This window comes from Kordia sp. (assembly GCF_050633145.1).
Taxonomy (GTDB): domain Bacteria; phylum Bacteroidota; class Bacteroidia; order Flavobacteriales; family Flavobacteriaceae; genus Kordia.
Window position 1 is genome coordinate 40,659 of sequence record NZ_JBOEFY010000020.1, and the last position, 22,180, is coordinate 62,838.

Below are 22,180 nucleotides of genomic sequence, written 5' to 3' on the forward strand. Positions count from 1 at the left end.
ACTATTCTTCATCTTGATGTGCTTCCATGTCTTTGGTTAAATCTAATTTTCGGAACGATGGAGAAACGATTCCCGTAGTGATTACAGTAATTAAAGTCATAGTTCCACCAAAAACTACTGCTGTTGCAGCTCCCATCAGTTTTGCGGCTACTCCACTTTCAAACGCACCCAATTCATTGGATGAACCTACAAACATAGAATTTACGGCAGATACACGTCCACGCATTTCATCAGGCGTTTTCAATTGTAATATCGTTTGACGAATGACCATCGAAACGCCATCAGTTACACCACTAAAAAACAGTGCTAAGAGTGATATCCAAAATATGCTAGATAATCCGAAAATGATGATACAAACTCCAAATCCAAAAATAGCTGCGAGCAATTTCATTCCCGCATTTTTAGTGATCGGAATATATGCTGTGATCAACATTGTTAATATAGTTCCAACTGAAGTTGCTGCACTTAAAAAACCATATCCAAGCGAGCCAACATCTAAAATATCTGCTGCAAAAATTGGCAATAATGCTACTGCGCCACCAAATAAAACGGCAATCATATCTAAAGTTATAGCACCCAAAATGGAAGGCTCATTGCGTACAAAGTTGATTCCTTCTTTTAAACTTTCCTTAATACTTTCTCCAATTTTTGGGTTCATAATTGGTTTCTTCGGAATTAGCAATAAAAGTCCAAATGATAAAACCACCATTGCAAATACTACACATAACGAAAAGTGCACACCAATCCAGTAAATGGAAAATCCTGCAAAAGTTTTCCCCAAAACATTTGCAAGCTGCCAAGTAGAACTGTTCCAAGTTGCGGCATTCGGATATAGTTTTTTTGGAACAATTAATGACACCAACGAAAAGATGGTGGGTCCAAAAAATGATCGTAAAAGTCCACCAAAAAACACCAATATATAAATACACAATAAAACGGTATTTTGCGACCAATCTGCAATAATTTCAGGCCATGTCAGCAAAAATAATCCTAAACTTATGATGGAAAATAAAGCAATACAGATTAATAGTAAATTTCGTTTTTCACGCTGATCTACAATATGACCTGCCAATAATGCCATTGAAACCGCAGGAATTGCTTCTGCCAATCCTATATATGCTAAGGACATCGGATCTTTGGTCATTTGATACACTTGCCATTCAATCACTAGAAACTGCATGGACCAACCGAATACCAGAAAAAATCGTACTAATAAAAAGATATTAAATTCTTTGAATCGCAAAGCTGCGTACGGATCTTGTTTTTGCATGAAAGTATTATTCTGAATTCAATTTAAATGCTACACGTCTGTTTTTCTTTCGTTGTGCTTCAGTATCATTTGGAACTATTGGTTTTGAACTTCCAAAGCCAAACCATGTAATTCTTGAGGTTTCCAATCCTTTTGAAATTAAGTAATCAGAAACTGCTTTTGCACGATGTAAAGATAATTCTTTATTTCTTCTTTCCGTGCCAATATTGTCGGTATGTCCATAGATTTCAATGGAGAGTAAAGGTCTTTTTTCTAAGTATGCATACAACTCGTCCAATTCTTTTACAGAAGTTTCTACTAAAATTGCTTTGTCAAACTCAAACAGCACATTTTTAAAAGTATACACTTCATCTGCTGCTATAACTGTTTCAACGTTTGTTTTTTCTTTTCGTTTTTCTTGTTGAACGATCACTTCACCATCAAAAGGAGTCACAGAAATATCGTCAATATAATAATACGCAAATTCGTATTCTTGTGCCCGTTGCATTTTGATCAAGTTGGTTTTTCGGTTCGAATTAAAGTTTCCGATAGAAAAATAATTCTCAAATCCTGAAGCTGTATAGGTGAATGAAATTTTTGTCCAACCTAATTTTTCTCGGTAGAAACGTTCACGATCAATTTCAACTTTATGAAATTGTTTATCCGTTGCTTTTTTAGGTTTGATCTGTTTTTCACAATGTTTAACATGAAAGCATTTTTTGAGTTTCTCTTCCGTAAATAGAATATCTATATCGGTTGTGGCTTTTGTAGATAATTCAGCCAAACTCACATAAAACGTAACAGTGTATTTTTTTCCTTTTTCGAGTGTTTCTTTTAGCTTTCCTTGAACGTATTCACGATAATTTCTTTCCGTATATACATAAATACCTGTAAGTGCAGTTCCCGATCTCGGTTTCTGATATCCGTTATAATGATTGTAACTTTTTTGACTTTTATAATTAAAATAATCCGTCGTACTTATATTTGGCGTGCTCCAACCAATAATAGTATTGTTGAGCTGTCCTGTTGTTCGTTCACAATGCAAACACTCTTCAAAACTTGGGTTATTGACTAAATTCTGAGAAAAAATTAGTGAAGACGTGATAAGAATAAATAGTTGTACAATCCCTTTCATTTCAACTAAACGGTTTTACGATCAACTTAGTATTTAATTCTCACAATCCATCAAACGAAAACGCAAGATTCTAAAACTTTCTTATTACTTCTTTATAAAACTAATCGCAGTTCCGCCACCAGCAGCCAATTGTAAATTTAACTTTGTTTCCGAACTAACTTCCATTGTTTGAATCTCAATCGCCGTTGGATTATCATTCCAATGTGCATCTTTTCCATCTTTATAAATCGTTGCAACGTATGTAGTATTTGGCACTAAAAAGTCTAATGGAACAGCTAATTCACGAGCGTTTTCATCAGTGATACTTCCTAAGAACCAGTTTCCAGTATTTCGTTCTTCACGAGCAATCGTCACAAAATCTCCAATTTCTCCATTCAAAACTTTAGTTTGTTTCCAATCCACACCAACATCACGGATAAATTGCAAGGCTGGGTTTCCTTCATAATTTTCTATTAAATCTGCCGCCATTTGAATTGGACTATAAATCACAACATACAATGCCAATTGTTGTGCAATCGTAGTATTGACTTGATTGTTTTCCTTGTAAGGAGTAAGTTTAATATTGAATATTCCAGGCGTGTAATCTATTGGACCAGCTAACATTCTAGTAAACGCTACAATTGGTAAATGTTCAGGAGGATTTCCGCCATCAGCTGCCCAGGCATTAAATTCTTGTCCGCGCAAACCTTCTCTTGATATAATATTTGGATACGTTCTACGCAAACCTGTCGCTTTGATAGGTTCATGTGCATTAACCGCAACTTCATAATCTGCAGCTTTTATTGCTGCATTATTGTAATGATTTACCATCCATTGTCCGTGATGATATTCTCCTTTCGGGATAATTTTTCCAACATATCCAGATTTTACAGAGTGAATACCCAAATCTTTCATGAGTTGATAGGCTTTGTCCATTTGTTTGTTGTACGTGCCAATTGCTGCCGAAGTCTCATGATGCATGATAATTTCCACTCCTTTTTCTTTTGCATAACGCACCACTTCTTGCAAGTCGTAATCGTCATAAGGTGTGATAAAATCAAAAACACCTTCTCTATCTTCAAAACCAATCCAATGTTCCCAACCTGTATTCCAACCTTCTACTAAAACACCTTTGATGTTGTTTTTGGCTGAAAAATCGATAAATGCTTTGGCGTTTTCGGTAGTGGCGCCATGTTTTCCTGCAGCTTTGTCCCAAGACGATTTTCCTAAGTGCATTTCCCACCAAATTCCTGTATATTTCATTGGCGTAAACCAAGAAACATCTTTTAATTTTGAAGGTTCATTTAAGTTTACAATCAATTTTGAATCAATCAGTTCCGTTGCTTTTTCCGCAATTTGAATCGTTCGCCAAGGTGTTGTAAATGGTGTGGTTCGTTTTACTTTATAATTGGTACGTTTAGAACCTACCAATTCACTTTGAAGCGATAAATTTTTAGTATCTACTTTCAGTGTCATTCCCGAATAATCAATTAATGCCGCTTCATGAATACTGATGTGCAAACCAGCTGCTGTTCGCATGGTAACAGGTGTATTTACAGCATTTTCTGGAATATATGTTTGTGCTAAACTTCCATGATTTGCTTTACTTAACGCATCAATTTTAGAAACTTTTGAGGTTGTATACAAATGTTCATAAATATCCCAATCGCCCGGAATCCACCAAGTTTTATGATCGCCTGTAAGTTGAAATTGTGTGTTTTCATCCGTAATAATAACTTCTTTTAAGTGTTCTTGTTCAGGGAATTCATAACGAAAACCAACTCCATCATCATATACTTTAAATACAATGTTTAATTTTCGCTGTAATGCATCTTTCTCTTGCAGTTCTATGGTGAGTTCGTTATACTGATTGCGTACAGTTTCCTGTTCGCCCCAAGGCATATTCCAAGTTTCATCAACAGAATTTGTAGTCGTTTTTACAATTTTAAAATTTCTATCTAAAGGAGCAACATCTTTCAATTCAAAACCTAAAGCAGAAGTATCGATAACTGTTTTTGTTTTGTGTAAAACTTTATACCGTGCAGTTCCGTTTTCCGACAAGGAAAAAGAAACATTTAAAGCTTCATTTGGTGAAGAAACAGCAACATTTTTTACTTCTTCAGTACAAGAGATAAAACAACAAATTCCTACTAAAAGGAATATTTTAAAAACGGATTTCATAATACGTACGATTGATTTCTTTTTAAAAGTAAAGTTTTCAACCTAATAAAAAAGTACGCAACCGTTTTCGTGTTGATAAGTTGTGCCTATTTGACCGTTTAGCTTTATATAGAAGCAAAAATATTCGTGTATTCGAGGTCAAACGGCTTTTATTTCAAAACCAACAAATTGACGAAACAACAAATTAGCTACCGAATATCTCGTAATCGTAATTGCAACGTCGTTTCTCCATTCCATGTATTTTCATCTATAGAATACACCGCATCAAATGGTTTTTTACCTTGTACTTTTGGAAGTTTATCACCTAAATTGAAACCAATTCCATTAATTCGTGGTGATCTTCGTTGCACAGCGCATAATTTCAAATGATCTTCTTCTGCGCCAACACATTTTGCCCAACCAGTATCTTTTAGTTCCGTACTCATAAAAATAGGGCTCATATTTTGTGGACCAAATGGTGAAAATTGTTTAAGAATTCGATAGAATTTTGGAGTAATCTCACGCAATGTAATTTTGGTATCAATTAAGATTTCCGGTGTGAGTAGGTTTTTATCAATTGTATTTTTCACTACTTCTTCAAACGCATCTTTAAACGCTTGGTAGTTTTCTTCTTTCAAGGTCAACCCTGCGGCATATTTATGTCCACCAAACTGAATTAAGTGTTCTTTGCACTGTTCCAAAGCATTGTACACATCAAAACCTTTTACAGATCGTGCGGAAGCAGCTAACTTTTCGCCACTTTTCGTAAAAACTAAGGTTGGACGATAATAGGTTTCTATCAAACGTGAAGCCACAATTCCAATCACGCCTTTATGCCAATTTTCATCGTACACAACTGTGGTAAATCGTTCTTGTTCTTCTAATTTTTCTATTTGTTGGAACGCTTCTTTGGTAATTTCCTGATCCAATTCACGACGTTCCATATTAAATGCTTCAATAGACGCTGCGTATTGTTTGGCAACTTCAAGATTGTTCTCAGTAAGCAATTCTACAGCGTGCAATCCTTGACTAATTCTTCCTGCTGCATTAATTCGTGGCGCAATCACAAAAACAACATCAGTAATGGTTAAACTATCTTTTTTAAGCTGATTGATAATCGCTTGAATTCCTGCTCTTGGCGCTGAATTAATGACTTGCATTCCAAAATATGCCAAGGTTCTGTTTTCCCCTGTTACAGGAACAATATCGGCTGCAATTGCTGTGGCAACCAAATCTAAATACGGAAACAAATCTGTCACAGTTTGCCCTCTTTTTGAACCTAATGCTTGAATCAATTTGAAACCAACACCACAACCGCATAATTCATCATACGGATACGTACAATCGTCTCGTTTCGGATCTAAAACGGCAACTGCTTTTGGCAATTCGTTTCCAGGTCGGTGATGATCGCAAATCACAATATCAATTCCTTTTTCGGTAGCGTATGCTACTTTATCAATGGCTTTAATTCCGCAATCGAGCGTAATAATGAGTGAAATATCATTGTCGGAAGCATAATCAATTCCTTTAAACGACAGTCCGTAACCTTCTTCATAACGATCTGGAATGTACGTTGCAATATTTGGATACATCGTCTTTAAATACGAAGAAACTAGTGCTACTGAAGTTGTTCCGTCTACATCATAATCGCCATACACCATAATATTTTCTTCGTTGGCAATTGCTTTGTCAATTCGCGCCACAGCGACATCCATATCTTTCATCAAAAACGGATCATGAATCTGTTCTATAGAAGGACGAAAAAAGCTTTTGGCAGCTTCAAAGGTTTCAATTCCACGTTGTAATAAAAGTGTTGCGACAATTTCATCCACTTGCAACACTTCCATTAGGTGTTGAAGTTTATGTGTTTCTGGTTTTGGTTTTAATGTCCAGCGCATGGTTATTTTGTTTAGATTTTTACTTTGTTTTTGGTTTCAAAATCTAATTTTATTCTTGGTTTGTTATTCTAATAATTGCCAAATCATCCATGAGTTTTAGCAATTCTTCTTTTTCTAAAAAAATCATTTTTCCTTTCAACATATCTTCATGATTGGTAGCATTTTTATCAACTGCTAAATAATCAATCATTTTTGATGTGTCTTCGTAATCTGTATGTTGACCTAAACGTTTAAAAGTATAGATTCCATCCGTCATAATACTCAAATCTTGTACATTTTTCAATGATATTTTTTGAGTAAAGTTGTCATACCAAACGGTAAAATCTTCTTGTAAATGATAGGCTAAGTAATCAGGTTTGTCACCTTGTTCATATTCAGTAATATCTCCGTTATGAACAATCAAACCATCACCAATTGTAATGATTTCTGCTTCTTTCGTTGTTTCATTATAAACTCCTAAAATAAGAGTACTTAGCAATTCTAACGTTTCAAGACTGAGTTGATTTTTTATATTTTTCAGTTCAAGAAAAAAAGTTTTCATTACATTTTTTAACTGGTTTTGTAATGTTTCTTCTTGTGAATGTAAAAATTCTGTGTAGAATAATTCTTGACTAATTTTTTTAAGAATCTTTGCAAAAAGTGTTGAAGCAAAATGACTTTCTGTTCCCATAGAACAGCCATCCATTACTGCTATTAGCACTTTATTTTCTCCAATTTTTGTAGAAACAAGAGCATCTTCACAATGATTTGTATGAAAATCTCCTCTTTGAATACTTGTATATATCTTCATTCGTTAATAGTAATTCCAAATACAATTTTCTTCATCTCGATGTCTTCGAAATGCTGCTTCTAAATAAAACTGAGGAAAATTATACTACGGAATTAAGAATTGTGAAAATACGTATTGATTTCCACTTTTGCAAAACGACGAAACATTTCCATCACACCACAATAGGTTTCTACTGATAAATCAACAGCACGTTGAATCTTTTTTTCATCTAAAGTTGCGCCATAAAAGTGATAATCAACCGTTACGGTATGGTAATATTTTGGGTGTTCTTCTGTGAGTTCTCCAGCGACTTCCATTTTAAACTCATCAACCGTAACTTTCATCTTGTTCATGATTGAAACTACATCCAACCCTGAGCAACCTGCTAATGACGATAACATCATTGCTTTTGGACCTAATCCTTCGTTATTCCCACCATTTTCTGGCGAAGTATCTATTAAAACCGTATGTCCACTCGGATTGTCCGATTCAAATAGCATATTTCCTTTCCACTGCGTTGTAACTTTATGTGCCATGTTTGAAGTTTTTTTCGTTTTTTATTCCTTAAATTAGCATTCTATGATTGATAAAAATATCATAGAACAAGAGTTCAAAAATACAAGTAATAAATTTAAAAATATACACTTATGCCATTAGTAACTCCATTGAACCCAGATCATGATTTGGAAACCAAAGAATTAGCCGAATTTTTTAACGAAACACTAGGGTTTTGTCCAAATTCAGTTTTAACTATGCAACGCAGACCCGCCATTTCAAAAGCATTTATCAACCTAAATAAAGCTGTGATGGCAAATGAAGGTCGTGTAACCTCTGCTTTAAAGCGAATGATTGCTTGGGTAAGTAGTAATGCAACAGGTTGTCGTTATTGCCAAGCACATGCTATTAGAGCCGCTGAACGTTATGGGGCAGAGCAAGAACAACTAGATAATATTTGGGAATATAAAACACATGCTGCGTTTTCGGATGCTGAACGTGCTGCTTTAGATTTTTCGTTGGCAGCTTCTATTATTCCAAATGCTGTAAATGAAGATATTAAAGCTGAATTATACAAGCATTGGAATGAAGGCGAAATTGTAGAAATGTTAGGTGTAATTTCATTATTCGGATACTTAAACCGCTGGAACGATAGTATGGGAACTTCTATTGAAGAAGGTGCTATAGAAAGTGGAAATCAGTACTTAGGAAAACACGGTTGGGAAAAAGGAAAACACGTGTAAAACGATGGAAGAAGCAGAAAGTAAATGCCCACATTGTGGAGCTGAAGTAGCAAAAGTAGCTATCATTTGTGAAGACTGTAAATTTCCAATTGCAGGAACAGAAAAGGAAAAAGCTATTTTTATTGGACGACAAACACTCAATATATCAAAAGTAGTGAGTGCGGAAGAGGTTGTTAAACGAACGCAAATTATACTTTATGTAGTAGCTGCATTTAAAGTCTTAACTGCTGTTTTGATATATTCAAATTTCAAAATTATTTTTGAAACTGTGTTTTATCTTGTTATTGCACTAGTGATAGCTGTATTTGCGTATTTATTACCAAAGAAACCTATTGTTTTTATTCTTGCTTCATTAGCCGTAATTTTAGGATATTACTTGTTGTTATTTATAGTAAATCCAATAATGTTATACAATGGTATTTTGTGGAAATTTGCTATTGTAGGAGCGCTTCTTTATGCATTGTACACCGTAGTGGAAAGTCAAAAAATTAAAAAGGAATACAATTTATAAAGTCTAAAACCCTTATTGTAAAGCAGTAAGGGTTTTATTTTTTGGACGAGAATCTCTTCAGAAATCGCAAGTGTCAAAAACTCTCATCTACACTTTTTTGCATTTCGTCTACACTTCTTCTTCGTTAAACTGCATTCACGTTTTAATCATTTTTTATGAACTAAAATTGTATTCATAATTGCTCACACAAGAAAAATGAAAAATTCATTAAACGTATTATTAATCGAAGACAACATGATTGAAATCATGAAGATGAATCGTACGGTTTCTTTACTTAAAGCCAAACATGAAATTACAGAAGCGAAAAATGCAGAAGAAGCGTTGGCAATTTTAGAAACCAAAGAAAATTTACCCGATATCATCTTATTAGATTTGAATATGCCTAAAATCAACGGAATCGAATTTTTATCTATTTTAAAAAATGATCCTGATTTACGACACATTCCAACAATCATTTTAACAACATCAGACAACAGGAAAGACATTTTAGAATGTTACCGCATAGGAATTTCTGGTTACATCTTAAAACCATTGAAATATGAAGAGTACGTTTCTAAAATAGAAATTGCACTTACCTATTGGTCTATTAACGAATTAAAAAGCGCTTAACCCCTTTTTATCCCTAAATTGTACTCGAATCTTTTTTTATAGATCCCCCCAAATCTATAAAAGAGAACTTAACCTAACTTTGCTTATGAAAGGAATTGTTTTTACCGAATTTTTAGACTTAGTAGAAGATAAGTTTGGATTAGAGATGGTTGACAAAATCATTACACAATCTAAGTTAGAATCTGAAGGCGTTTATACTGCCATTGGAACCTATCGCTTTTCAGAAATGTTGCAGCTACTACAAAACTTAAGCAACAATACTCAAATTACTATTGATGATTTACTGCTTACCTATGCAGAACATTTTTTCAGCGTTTTGGAAGACAGTTATCCAGGTTTGTTAGCTACCTACAAAGATCCTATTGAAATGTTAGCTTCTATTGAAAATCATATTCATGTAGAAGTCCGAAAAATATATCCTGATGCCGAATTACCAACGTTTGTCGTTGAAGAAAAAACAGCAAATTCATTAATCTTAATCTATAAATCGAGCAGAGCTATGCATCATTTTGGATTGGGTTTAATGAACAAAACCTTCGAACACTTTAATAGTTCAGCCGAAATTATTCTAGAAAAATTAAAAGAAGACGGAACCGAAGTAAAGTTTATCATTAACAAAAATGAATGAGCCAAGAACAGATACACATATTACAACGTGCGCTCAATCGCGAAAAAGCGGCTCGTAAAGCAGCCGAAAAAATTCTGGAAGATAAATCCAGAGAATTGTATGTATTATCTGAAGAACTCAAAATATCTAATGCCAAATTAGAAGATTCTTTCAATGAAAAATCATCACAACTAGCAGGTGTTTTTGAGAATATTATTGATGCCTACGTGGTAATGGATTTACGTGGAAACGTATTAAAAATGAACGATGCCGCTTCCGATCTTTTTGGCTATAATATTGAAGAAGAAGCATTAAATGTTACCTGCTTAATTTATCCTGAAGATACTGCTTATGCGTTTGATTCTTTCAGTCAATTAGTAGAAAACGGCAGGTTTTCTAACTATACAGCACGTATTTTTACTAAAAAAAAAGAAGTTCGCTGGGTTCAAATTAATGCAAATTTAATATTTGATAAAAGCAACAAACCTATTGCTGCACAAGGAATTATTCGAAATATTACAGAATTAAAAAACTTAGAAGAACAAAAGGAAAAAATACGTCACGCACTCGAAAAAAGTAATAACGAATTATATGAATATGCGCATATTGTTTCGCATGATTTAAAATCTCCTTTGCGAAGTATAGATGCATTGGTTTCTTGGATAAAAATGGACAATGAAGGGAAACTAGACGCAGACACACTACAAAATCTTCAACTCATTGAAGGCACTTTAGAAACCATGGAAAGCTTAATTTCCAACATTTTAGAATATTCTAGTGCAGGATCTGAAACTAATGAATCAAAAGATGTAGACCTGAATGTGACCATGGACGATTTGAATACATTGTTATTTGTTCCTGAGCATATTTCTATTAATATTGTAAAAAAGCTGCCTATTGTAAAAGGCGATCCTACCAAGTTTCAGCAACTTTTTCAAAACCTAATGAGCAACGCTATTAAGTTTAGTAACAAAGAAAAAGGAATTGTAGAAATTGATGTTGAGGAAAAACCTTCATTCTATCAATTTTCAGTGAAAGACAACGGAATAGGCATAGAAAAAAAGTTCCACGATCGCATTTTTAAAATCTTTCAGTCATTAAATAAAAGTAAAGAATCTACTGGCATAGGACTTTCCATCGTGAAAAAAATTGTCGATTTATACGAAGGAACTATTTGGTTAGAAAGTGAGCTTGGAAAGGGCACAACATTCTTCTTCACGATCAAAAAATAGCAAATGAAAACAGTACAACTTAAAAGAACAAATGATTCCGATTGGGAATATTTGAGTAAAAATGTTCCTCTGAAAAAACCATTAGTATTGGTTTTTGGAAATAGATATTTACTAGAAAGCGAAACGATTTTTGAAGAAGTAAAAGTTCTTTTTCCAAATGGCGAATTCGTATTTGGTTCTACTTCTGGAGATATAACTTCGCACTATGTAGATGATGAAAGCATTACAATTACTGCTATTGAATTTGAGAGAAGCAAATTTGTAATTAAAACGGCAAATGTGCTGGAAAACGAATCCAAAATTAACAGCTACGAAACAGGAAAAAATCTCATTGAACAGTTTGACACAAAAGGCTTGAAGCATGTTTTTATTGTCTCGGAAGGAAGTTTTATCAATGGAAGTCAATTGACCTTAGGAATGAATTCAGCAACGGAAGACAACCTCCTAATTACAGGTGCTTTGTGTGGCGATGCTGCACGGTTTGAAAAAACAATAGCTTCGTATAATGAAGTTCCAAAATCTGGTGAAATTGTCGCTATTGGCTTATATGGCGAAACCTTAGATATTAGTTTTGCTATTAATGGCGGATGGACACCTTTTGGACCAGAACGCATTGTGACAAAATCGAATGCGAATGTGTTGTACGAATTGGACAATAAGCCTGCATTGGATTTGTATAAAAAGTATTTAGGTGAAAAGTCAAAAGAATTACCTGCAGCGGCGTTGTTATATCCGCTAAAAGTAAAATCGACCAACGAAAAACAATCTATTGTTCGTACCATTTTAAATATTAATGAAGAAGAAAACTCCATGATTTTGGCGGGCGATATTCTTGAAAATTCGCGCGTACAACTCATGATGACAAATGTTGATACTATTGTAGAAGCTTCTGAACAAGCAGCAATACAAGCCTTAGCATTACGAAAAAACGAACCAGATTTGGCAATTTTAGTCAGTTGTATTGGACGAAAACTCGTGTTAGATCAACGTGTAGAAGAAGAAGTGGAAGAAGTGATAGAAGTTGTTGGTGAAAAAACGACAATTTGCGGACTGTACTCGTACGGAGAAATTGCGCCTTTTAGTGGCGAACATAACTGTCAACTGCACAATCAAACAATGACTATTACATTAATTAGTGAATAAATAAATGAATCCTCTTTTAAAGCGACAATTGCGAAAATACATGTCTCAGGAATTGCAAGATCATCCTGAAATGGAGCGTTTTTTAGATGCTGTAAATCGCTCGTATAACACATCTAACGAACAGTTTGCTATGTTACAACGTGCAACCGCAATAAGTTCAGAAGAACTCTTTGAAGCCAACCAACAGCTTCACAAGGAATCGGACGCACAAAAAGAGATCATTCAAAAATTAAAGAATGTTATTGATACGTTAAAATCGTATGAGTTAAGTAATGGAGAAACGCGTGAAAAAGAGGAATCTGAATCCTTGCATTTGGTAGATATTATTGACAATCAAACCAAAGAAATTTTACAAATCAATCAACAAAGAGATAAATTATTGGCAAACTTAGAACGCCAAAATCAAGAACTCAACGATTATACACATTTGGTATCACACGATTTAAAATCGCCTTTGCAAAGTATTGATGCACTAACAACCTGGCTCAAAGACGATTATAATGAATTATTGGATGAAAGTGGAAAAGAAACTATAAAACTCATCCGTAGCAATGTGGAAAAAATGGACACTTTGGTCAAAGGAATTTTAAGGTATTCTACGATTGGTCGTGTGGAGAAAGATTTTTATAAAGTAGACACTCATGAAGTGTTTAAAAGAGTTGTAAGTTTTATTAAAATTCCTGATCATATAAAAATATCAATTCCACAAAAATTACCTGAAGTTACGGGCGATCATTTCCGCCTGGAAGAATTGTTTCGTAACTTACTTAGAAATGCAATTAAGTTTAATGACAAGCCCAAAGGCGAAATCACTATTGGGTATACCGATAAAGATGATTTTTGGGAGTTTTATGTACAAGATAATGGCAAAGGAATTGAAGAAAAATACTTTGATAAAATATTTGTGGCATTTCAAAAATTAGAAAATAATTACAAATCAACTGGCATTGGACTTTCAATTGTAAAAAAAATCATCGAACTTTATAATGGTGAAATTTGGATAGAATCCACACCAAATCTAGGGTCAACCTTTTATTTCACCCTAAAAAAATAGTCCATGGAACAGCCAAATTTAACCTACGTAGAACAATTAGCGCGCGGCGATACTAAAATACGACAGACATTAATTGATGTAATCAAAACTGAATTTCCCGAAGAAAAAAAGGAATACTATGATAGTTTAGATAAAAAAGATTACAAAAAAATAGAAGAAAATGTTCACAAAATTAAGCACAAAATTAGTATTTTGGGGCTTGAAAAAAGTTATGAGCTTGCCAATGTATACGAACACAATTTACGTGAAAAGAACATGCAAGGCGTAGCAGATTTTGAACAAATTTTGAACACGATAACGGCGTATATTAAAACGATATAAAGGTATGAATTGTATAATTATTGATGATGAAAAGCTGGCAAGAACCATTATAAAAACCTTGTGTGATGAGATTGATTCGCTGCAAATAGTTGGAGAATTTTCAAATGCAATGCAAGCTATTAAATACTTGAATGAGAATGAAGTAGACCTCATCTTTTTAGACATTCACATGCCCGATTTTACAGGATTTGACTTTGTAAAAACGCTTAAAAATCCGCCAAGTGTTGTATTGACTACTTCCGATCCGAAGTTTGCTATTGAAGCATTTCAGTACGAATGTATTGTTGATTATTTACTGAAACCTATTGAAGCTGATCGTTTTAAAATAGCCATTAAAAAAGCAGAAAAACAGCAACTTTTAGCTGTGAAAACAGCAGAAACCTCAACAGATACAAGCTACGAAAATGATTTTTATATTAATATTGATCGTCGTTTGATAAAAATTGACATTCCAAGTATTTATTTGGTTGAAGCAAAAGGCGATTATATTCACATTAAAACGGAAGACAAAAATTATACGGTACATTCTACCTTAAAGAAGATTGAAGAGAAATTACCTGATACTTTATTCCTAAAAATTCACCGTTCGTATATTATCAATTTGAAAAAAATCATTGATATTGAAGACAATAGCGTGCTTATTAAAAAAGATGTGATTCCTGTAAGTCGTTCTAAGCGCCCGGAATTGATGAAGCGATTGGATTTACTTTGATACTGGGTTGCTGGCGCTTTTGGGTGTTTGGTGTTTGGTCGCTTTGCTTCGACAAGCTCAGCACGAGTGCTTTTAGATTTTTCTTTTGTTATTTTAAATGTTAGATGTTGAATTTTAAATTGTTTCTCACTCTTACGCTAACGTCAGATCGAGTGTTTTTTCGAAGAAAAATTGTATTTCGACTGCGCTCAATAGAACTATCGAGAGCTACTTTGAAACGCTAAAGGTTCTTAGAAAACATCTTGATTCTTGAATCTAAAATCCTGATTCTTTTTAAAGCACATTATTCTGTTTGAAACGTCTCAATACTCATTTCTCAGAACTAAAATCTTTTTCAACCACAACCTCAAAAGCCAACTTCTTTTTCCCATCTTTATCAATAATCCCAAACTTTTTCTGTGGATTGGTTCGCCATGGACGACTTCCAACAACTGAACTTGGAATGTCTTTAAAATCATACAATGTCCAGGCTAAATACGAGATGTTTTCTGCTTTTAAAACACTTTTCATTTCCTTGTAATAGTTGGCTTGCTTTTTCTGTGATCCTGCAAAGGGTTTCCAAAATCCGCCGTACGAAGATTGTCCAAATTCTCCTAAAACGATTGGTTTATCGTTGATTTTCGATTTTAAGTTTGTGTAACTCTGAGCAAAATCTGCGGCAGCGTTATAATAATGAAAAGATATAAAATCAAGCTTGTCTTGTAGCAAATGAGCGCTTTCGGTGTTAGACCAACCAATGGTGATTAAATGTTTCTCATCAATTGATTTTACTAAGGAAATCATCTTGTCTAACCAAGCGAGTACGTTTTCTTTTCCACGCGATTCAAAGTCTAAATTTGGTTCGTTTTTAATGTCCCAAGCCAAGATTGCATTGTGATTTTTGAACTCGGAAACAATCGTTTCTGCATGTCGCTGCGTCAAAGTCCAGTCTAATACTTCATAGTTTCCGTAGAAATCGAAAAGTGTCAGCACAACTTGGAGTTTTTTGGTTTCGGCAGCGTCCAAGACTTGTTTGAGTTTTTCAAGTTTATCTTCGTATACTTTTGCTTTGCCAAAATCTTCATATTGTACAAAAATTCGAATCGTATTGAAACCTGCATCTTTCATAATATCAAAGTCTTTTTGAATGATTTCAATATCAAATTCATCACCAAACATGTCCCAAGGAGTTGTTTGCGGATAGTAATTGATTCCTTTCATATTCAGGTTGGAAACTGCTTTCACTTTAGGAGATTCCACAATTGGTTTTACCGTTTCTTTTACCAAATGACGAATGCGCCAAAAACCATCTTCCAACAATAAAACAACTTTGTAATTTGCGCTTTCTGTCGTTTCCATGATGAACTTTCCATCTTTATACAATTGCTTGTATTCCACCACATTTTCATCTTTTAAAACAATGAGTTGTCCATCTTCACTAAAAAATTCAATATTTGGTTGGTGCGAAAGTGTCGTTGCATCTACAGAAATATTTTCTTGTTGATTTTGAGTGATAAACGCAAAGATATTTTTGCGCGCACTGTCCGTATAAAAATCATCAATTCCTGTGGTTTGATTGGTTTTATATGCCACGTTTCTCACATACCAAGCGTCTAAGTAATCATTTTCAATTTTTGCAAGTGTTTGTTCGTCTAGTTCTCTGCCTTCGTTTCCATCATCTGTCCAATTCATTTTTGGCGAATACACTTCCTCTTTTTTTACTTCCGTATGTAACATTTTACTTCTATCCGCGCCTGTATTTAGATAACTAAATGAACTACTTATAAGGAAAATTAACATGGAAATGATGACAACGTATGTCAACACTAAAAACCCACGCACAATATTTTTGTCTGCCTTTACCATAGTTTTTTCCCTTTAACCGTTTTTGTGATTCCTGCGGTTGTGATTTCTAAATTGTAATTTCCGTTGCTAAAAATGTTCGGATTCAATTCAAAATTTACAAAACCATCACGCGATTCTTTGATGTATTCTTTGATCGTTTTTCCATGTTGAGAGACAATCAGTTTTACTTGCAAACCATCTGGAATGAGTTGATTCATAAAGCTTCGCAATGGTCCAATTTCAATGTTTCTATTCTTTTCTGAGAAAGTCATTGTAAAATCTTCAATCACTTTTTTGTACGATACCGAAATTGTATTGCTTTCCGAAATTCCAGCTACCACAGCTTTTACATTCCAAGTTTCTTGATGATCGGGATGTATCATTTTTGCCGTTGCAACACCATCAATGGTCATTCCTGCAGTTTTTAATATGTTTCCTTTTGTGTTTGTAATGAAGAATTCCACATAACTTCCATCGCTCACAATATTGTCGTGTTCATCTTTTAAGATCGAAGTCGTAAACGTCGTAATTTGGTTTCCATCAGCGTATTCGTGTGCTCGCTTTGCAAAAATTTCAAAATCTGTGGAAATCGCAGGCATCACGTTTACCGTATATTCTTTGGAATTGAGTGCTAAACATTCGGTTGCAAGTAACATTCTGCCACTTTTTGTGGGCGAATAGATATTTTGATACGCAATTAAATTCTTTGTCTGAATGGTTTCTTGTTGCTCGTTTGCCAAAAATTGACGTTTTACAGTGACTTCTGTATTTTCCTTTACAGGATTGTCCAAAGCATCTGTTGGAATTACCACCAACATCGTAAAATCTTTTTCGCCAGCTGCAATACTTGGCGGACCAACATAGGTTTCCATGGATACAGGTTTTGCTTGTGAACGAATGCTGAATGTTCCCGAAAGTGAAGCTGTATTGTGTACTAGTTTCCAGTTGACAATTCCGATTTTGCTGCAAATTTGCGTCGGAATTGTGTATTGTAATTGATTCTCCACAACTTTCGGGGACACCAACGTAGTTCCGTAACTATTTGCGCAATACAATTGAATGGAAGCATCTTGCGTTCCCGAGAATCTCAATACAATGGTTTCACCAGCCGTGAATTCTTGTTGTGTGGTTTCTAACTGAATCGTTTCGGTTGTATTCGCACAGAGTCCATTCGCGCTTGACGCAAATAAAAAAAAGTATAGTATGTATTGTAAGTTCATCATTTTGGATTTCCGATATACGCGTTCATTTCAATTTTTACATAACTATATATTGGATGCGAAATTTTTTGCAACACGTTGTAATTTTTTCTGTTTGATAGTATTTTGGTAGCAATGTCTTCGTTTGGCAAACCATTTACGTAACAATTTTCCATGTCTGTACTAATGATTTGTATGCTGTCGTTTCCTGCTAATTCATAGCTAAATGCTTGTTTTCGCTGTTGACGAATTCCTTTGTCTAAGAATTGATGATCTACCCATAAAATTTCTTGGTTTTCATCATAATACGTAACTAATAATTGTGGAACCGTAATTTCTTGCAATCCGCTATTGAACAGGTTTCCGTTGATGCTTTTTTGATTGATATTTAGATCGCTCAATACCATATTTTTATACAAATCGGAACCTGAAACATTTCCTGCTGCTTGCAAATTGAATTTCGTTGGCTCGTCAGTAAAATTTACAGGTGTAAACTCGTCTGGATTGAAGGTTTCTGGAATGGAATCCTGTGTTTTTGACCATGCAATTCCTTCAAAGTTAATACGGAACGACGTCACTTCTTTCGGCATCAGTTTATGCTTGATATGATACTTTGCATTGTAGGTTGCCAATTCCACATTTTCATCAGTATACAAGGTTCCTTTTAGTACGACATCGGCTGGCACATTGTCTATGTTTTGCACTTCTCCTAAAATCGCATAATGTCCGTTATGCTTCACTAATTTTGCCGAAATGATTTCTAAAACAGGTTGTTTTAATACATCTTCATGATAGGTTTGTTCGGTAGAAATACGTCTTCTTCCATGATTGAAATAGGCTGTTTTATTGTTGGAAAATAATTGATCTGGCGGTAAATCGGCAGTTACCATTTCTGCTTGCAAAAACCATTTCCTCTTATGTTTTACAACTGTTTTATAGTCTGATTTTTCAATTTTTTCTAAAGGTGTAATCCATTTTGTGATGACTTTTAACGTTGCCAAACTATCCGTTTCAGTCTTCATTTCGATTTCTATCGCGTCTAGCTTTGCGTACGAACTTAGTAATCCATCTGTCGATGATATTTCTAACATGTATTGCGCAATGGTTAAGTTATTTTCAGGGTTGATAAAACTGTGTGCTTTTTCAAATTCTTTAAAATCGAGCGCATCATAATACGCTTTTACTACATTTTCTGGTGAACGTTGTGCATCATTTTTGATGTAGAATTGATAGGTGCCAAATGCTAAAATTCCAATCAAAACAATTGCCCAAATATGACTCACTTTTACAATTTTGCTAGAAAATTTCGTGTAGCTTTTGTTGAATTTTAAATATACATCTGAAGCATTTCGCTTTCGCTGGATGTATCTCAGAAAGATAGGCTGAATGTTGAGTAAAAATGCCAGCATTACAGTTAGAAACGGTACAATTCCCCATAACACTTTTTGCCAGGTTGAAACTTCTTCTTTTGGAAGAATCGACGAAAGTGGCGGAACATTCAGTTTTTCCCAAACCATAATTCCGTTTTCTAGTTGTGGTAAGCGTTGCCATCCGCAGAAATAGAGAATTGGATCGTAGAATTTATCGTTTGAGAAGATATATTTTAGATTGTATTTTTCGGGCGTTGTTAAGAATTGTTGCAACGAACCAATTCCGGCAACTCCTTTAAATTTTGAGTTTTCTAAACGTTCTATAGGTCGCGTTGTGAGTTCTGGCAAACGACGTGCTGAATGATAGTTTCCGTCAACCGTTAATGCCTTTGTTTGTGCCGACAACCAAGCCATTTGATCGCCAAAACCTAAAGTAAGGTATCGCCATTGATCGTGATCGTCTTGATTGAGAAAATTCACGATAGGCAACATCTTTATTTTTTGTGGTTGCGATGGTCTGAAATAGCCTAAACTCATTGTAAAAATGGTCATGAAGACAAATAAAGCAGCCAATCCGCCACCGATGATTCTATAGTATATGGTTCCAAATTTTTCTTTGAAAAGTGTTTTTAAATCTGCTTCTGCGAAACGATAGATGAATTCGCCAAAAATTGGTAATGACATGATGGAAGCCCACAATGTGAATCTGTCTAAGGTTAAGATATTGAAAGCAGTTTCACCCAAAATCATGCGTGGAATTGGAGTTGTTCCTCCAGTTCCTAAGACAAATAGTAAGGTGATTGATAAACCAAAAAATAGATAGCGTTTGCTGTAGTATCTATAGAAAATGTATGGTAATAGGAAGAGTAGTATTCCCCAAGGAATTAAGAAGAATACCAATCCTGATGATGTTATTTCTAAAAAGTGATCGCGTGATCCGTGTGGAATTGGCACTTGCGTGATTGGATTGTTTTTGGAGTTAATCCAATAGGGTAAAATACATCCGACAATAATTGCCAACGAAGACATTCCAAATAAAACTATTCGCTTGAAAAGCTTCTTAAAGTTTTTCCAAAAAACCAACAAAGTGATTTCTTTCATGGAAGTTACACTTTCACGAGAAGCATCCATAATGACCATTCCGATTAACGGGAATATGAAAAAGATCATTCCGAAAATTGGTGTTACATGATGTGAGGTTACCGTAACCGCAATCAGCGAAAGCGACGTAAAAAGGTATTTGTATTTCCCTGTTTTTAACCATAGATAAATCTCTGGCAAGGCATGCATCAGCACTGCAATTCCAACAATACTTGGCAATTGTCCAAATATGTGCAAGGTTTCCACAAAAGAAGAGGAGAACACTGCTAGTATAGCCGCATAACCTGCTACTCTTTTGTTTCCTGTGAGGAGCAGCGAAAAACGATATACTCCTGTTATGAATAGTATGACTGCAATGATTGCGACTGTAAATAATCCAAACTTTAAACCACCAATGAACGACAAGGCACCAATAGATTGATGTACTAGCGGCGGATAACTCATTACGGAGAATCCTGTGTACCATTTGTAATTCCAAGGTTCAAACCAACTGTCTGCGTAATGATCGGCAAAGAAAAGATGAATTAATGCATCGTAGGTAGTTTCTATAGTGAAAAAGATAGACGTACCATGAAACACAACTCCGAGAAGTAGTGCTAACAGTAATAATTTATTTGTAGTCTCTTTCATGTTTAAAAATACAGCGTTTTCGATGAAGTAAAGATAAAGTACTGTTTTTTTAATTGGACTGTAGTAAACTTCCGTTCGTCTAAAGAAATTCTCACTTTGGGCATTCTGGCGACTTTTTGCGGTGTTTGTCAACTACTTTTGACCTGTAAGTCATTCGAAAATAACATGAATGCTATTCAAAATAATACTCTAATTAAAAACACTATACGATGAAAATTTTAGCTATTGACGACCAGAAATTAGTTTTGATTCCTTTAGAAAGCAGATTGGCTGAATTAGGATACGAAGTGCTAACCGAAACAAACGCATTGAAGGGAATGGAATTGTACGATTCGTTTCAGCCAGATTTGGTGATTGTAGATATGAATATGCCAACTGTTTCTGGAATGGAAATCGTGGAACACATCCGTAGAGATAAAAAAGATGATACGCCAGTTATGATATTATCTGGAAATACCGATGATGAAATGATTACAAAAGGTTTTGATTTAGGTGTAAACGATTATATGAAGAAACCCTTGAGTTTGAATGAAGTTTGTGCTCGTGTGAAACGATTGATTGGTGTGCCTCTACATGTAGCGGTTACGAATACAAATACTGTGATGATACAGCAACGATGTGTTGGTGTTGTGATTCCTTGTTATAATGAAGCTGAACGTTTGTTGAGTACAGAGTTTACCGATTTTGTAGATCGTAATTCGGGATATCGTTTGTGTTTTGTAAATGATGGAAGTAAAGATGCAACTTTAGAAGTTTTGCACGATTTACAGAAAGGTAGAGAAGATTTTATTACCGTATATGATTGTGAAAAGAACGGTGGAAAAGCAGAAGCTGTTCGTTTGGGAATGCTACACATGGCACAACAAGACGATTTGGATTATATCGGATTTTTGGATGCTGATTTGTCTACCGATTTGGCTGATTTTGACGAGTTGGTTTCTACTATTGAAAACTCTGATTTTAAGATTGTGAGCGGTTCAAGAATTAGTAGAATGGGCGCAAATATTACGAAAGAATCTGCGCGTAAAGTAATTAGTATGACGATTAATTTAATTATCAGAACTATTTTATCGATGAATTTTAAAGACACACAATGTGGTGCGAAGATTTTTCATAAAGATGTGATTCAGTTGGCTTTTGATAAAAAGTTTATCACAAAATGGTTGTTTGATGTAGAAATTTTTATGCGAATGCGTAGACATTTCGGATTGGATAAAGCAAGAGCAATGATGTGCGAGAAGCCTTTAAAACGCTGGATTCATGCAGATGGTTCTAAGTTGTCTATGAAAGATTCTATAAAGATTATTGGTCAGTTAGGACAGATTGCTTGGTCGTATAGAAATAAAAAAAAAGTTTCAACTAATGAAGTAAATACAAATTTTGAAGTTGCTTAATATTTTAAGAAACTCCATTTGATAACAAAATAAGTTTCCCCAGAT

Annotated in this window: 19 protein-coding genes; 10 read left to right on the forward strand and 9 right to left on the reverse strand. The window is 34.6% G+C overall.

All coding sequences use genetic code 11. The annotated features are described in order from the left end of the window. Window position 1: 1 nt before the first annotated feature. From ACRBBL_RS09995 to ACRBBL_RS10020, 6 genes are all read right to left on the reverse strand, one after another. Window positions 2-1,270 (reverse strand): MFS transporter, encoded by a 1,269-nt coding sequence (locus ACRBBL_RS09995; RefSeq protein WP_431368901.1) that lies wholly within the window; start codon window positions 1,268-1,270, stop codon window positions 2-4. Window positions 1,271-1,277: 7 nt separating this feature from the next. Beyond that, on the reverse strand, window positions 1,278-2,384 hold the full coding sequence (locus ACRBBL_RS10000; RefSeq protein WP_431368902.1) for an OmpA family protein: 1,107 nt from the start codon (window positions 2,382-2,384) through the stop codon (window positions 1,278-1,280). Between the two features lie 84 nt (window positions 2,385-2,468). Continuing rightward, window positions 2,469-4,544, reverse strand: a complete 2,076-nt coding sequence (locus ACRBBL_RS10005; protein ID WP_431368903.1) for a glycoside hydrolase family 97 protein — start codon at window positions 4,542-4,544, stop codon at window positions 2,469-2,471. A gap of 188 nt (window positions 4,545-4,732) precedes the next feature. After that, window positions 4,733-6,421: a single-stranded-DNA-specific exonuclease RecJ gene (gene recJ / locus ACRBBL_RS10010; protein WP_431368904.1), complete on the reverse strand. Its 1,689-nt coding sequence runs from the start codon at window positions 6,419-6,421 to the stop codon at window positions 4,733-4,735. 49 nt (window positions 6,422-6,470) lie between these two features. After that, complete coding sequence (locus tag ACRBBL_RS10015) at window positions 6,471-7,211, reverse strand: protein phosphatase 2C domain-containing protein (RefSeq protein ID WP_431368905.1); 741 nt, start codon at window positions 7,209-7,211, stop codon at window positions 6,471-6,473. Between the two features lie 92 nt (window positions 7,212-7,303). Then, window positions 7,304-7,726 carry an OsmC family protein gene (locus ACRBBL_RS10020; protein ID WP_431368906.1) on the reverse strand — a complete coding sequence of 141 codons (423 nt, stop codon included), beginning with the start codon at window positions 7,724-7,726 and terminating at the stop codon, window positions 7,304-7,306. Window positions 7,727-7,837: 111 nt separating this feature from the next. Here ACRBBL_RS10020 and ACRBBL_RS10025 point away from each other — a divergent pair, with 111 nt between their 5' ends. The 9 genes from ACRBBL_RS10025 to ACRBBL_RS10065 all read left to right on the forward strand — a co-directional run bounded on the left by ACRBBL_RS10025 (window position 7,838) and on the right by ACRBBL_RS10065 (window position 14,617). Continuing rightward, a complete protein-coding gene (locus tag ACRBBL_RS10025; protein ID WP_431368907.1) occupies window positions 7,838-8,428 on the forward strand; it encodes a carboxymuconolactone decarboxylase family protein in 591 nt (196 codons plus the stop codon). Between the two features lie 4 nt (window positions 8,429-8,432). After that, window positions 8,433-8,939: a hypothetical protein gene (locus tag ACRBBL_RS10030; RefSeq protein ID WP_431368908.1), complete on the forward strand. Its 507-nt coding sequence runs from the start codon at window positions 8,433-8,435 to the stop codon at window positions 8,937-8,939. A gap of 195 nt (window positions 8,940-9,134) precedes the next feature. Next, entirely contained in the window at window positions 9,135-9,548 is a 414-nt protein-coding gene (locus tag ACRBBL_RS10035) for a response regulator (protein ID WP_431368909.1), read from the forward strand. 85 nt (window positions 9,549-9,633) lie between these two features. Next, entirely contained in the window at window positions 9,634-10,176 is a 543-nt protein-coding gene (locus ACRBBL_RS10040) for a heme NO-binding domain-containing protein (protein ID WP_431368910.1), read from the forward strand. After that, a complete protein-coding gene (locus ACRBBL_RS10045; RefSeq protein WP_431368911.1) occupies window positions 10,173-11,387 on the forward strand; it encodes a sensor histidine kinase in 1,215 nt (404 codons plus the stop codon). The genes ACRBBL_RS10040 and ACRBBL_RS10045 overlap by 4 nt, the downstream gene beginning before the upstream one ends. Window positions 11,388-11,390: 3 nt before the next feature. After that, on the forward strand, window positions 11,391-12,530 hold the full coding sequence (locus ACRBBL_RS10050) for an FIST signal transduction protein (protein WP_431368912.1): 1,140 nt from the start codon (window positions 11,391-11,393) through the stop codon (window positions 12,528-12,530). A gap of 4 nt (window positions 12,531-12,534) precedes the next feature. Then, on the forward strand, window positions 12,535-13,584 hold the full coding sequence (locus ACRBBL_RS10055; RefSeq protein WP_431368913.1) for a sensor histidine kinase: 1,050 nt from the start codon (window positions 12,535-12,537) through the stop codon (window positions 13,582-13,584). Window positions 13,585-13,587: 3 nt separating this feature from the next. Continuing rightward, window positions 13,588-13,905: an Hpt domain-containing protein gene (locus ACRBBL_RS10060; protein ID WP_431368914.1), complete on the forward strand. Its 318-nt coding sequence runs from the start codon at window positions 13,588-13,590 to the stop codon at window positions 13,903-13,905. Window positions 13,906-13,909: 4 nt separating this feature from the next. After that, window positions 13,910-14,617 carry a LytR/AlgR family response regulator transcription factor gene (locus ACRBBL_RS10065; protein ID WP_431368915.1) on the forward strand — a complete coding sequence of 236 codons (708 nt, stop codon included), beginning with the start codon at window positions 13,910-13,912 and terminating at the stop codon, window positions 14,615-14,617. A 309-nt stretch (window positions 14,618-14,926) separates the two neighbouring features. Here the strand turns inward: ACRBBL_RS10065 and ACRBBL_RS10070 are convergent, their stop codons facing one another. Genes ACRBBL_RS10070 through ACRBBL_RS10080 form a run of 3 tightly spaced genes read right to left on the reverse strand, consistent with a single transcriptional unit; the run spans window position 14,927 to window position 20,741 of the window. After that, window positions 14,927-16,462 (reverse strand): glycoside hydrolase family 2 TIM barrel-domain containing protein, encoded by a 1,536-nt coding sequence (locus ACRBBL_RS10070; RefSeq protein ID WP_431368916.1) that lies wholly within the window; start codon window positions 16,460-16,462, stop codon window positions 14,927-14,929. Continuing rightward, window positions 16,456-17,664: a hypothetical protein gene (locus tag ACRBBL_RS10075; protein ID WP_431368917.1), complete on the reverse strand. Its 1,209-nt coding sequence runs from the start codon at window positions 17,662-17,664 to the stop codon at window positions 16,456-16,458. Before ACRBBL_RS10075 ends, ACRBBL_RS10070 begins: the two co-directional genes overlap by 7 nt. Further along, entirely contained in the window at window positions 17,661-20,741 is a 3,081-nt protein-coding gene (locus ACRBBL_RS10080) for a hypothetical protein (protein ID WP_431368918.1), read from the reverse strand. Before ACRBBL_RS10080 ends, ACRBBL_RS10075 begins: the two co-directional genes overlap by 4 nt. A 209-nt stretch (window positions 20,742-20,950) precedes the next feature. On the opposite strand from ACRBBL_RS10080, the gene ACRBBL_RS10085 reads away from it, so the two are divergent. Further along, complete coding sequence (locus ACRBBL_RS10085) at window positions 20,951-22,135, forward strand: response regulator (protein WP_431368919.1); 1,185 nt, start codon at window positions 20,951-20,953, stop codon at window positions 22,133-22,135. The last annotated feature ends 45 nt before the right edge of the window (window positions 22,136-22,180 follow it).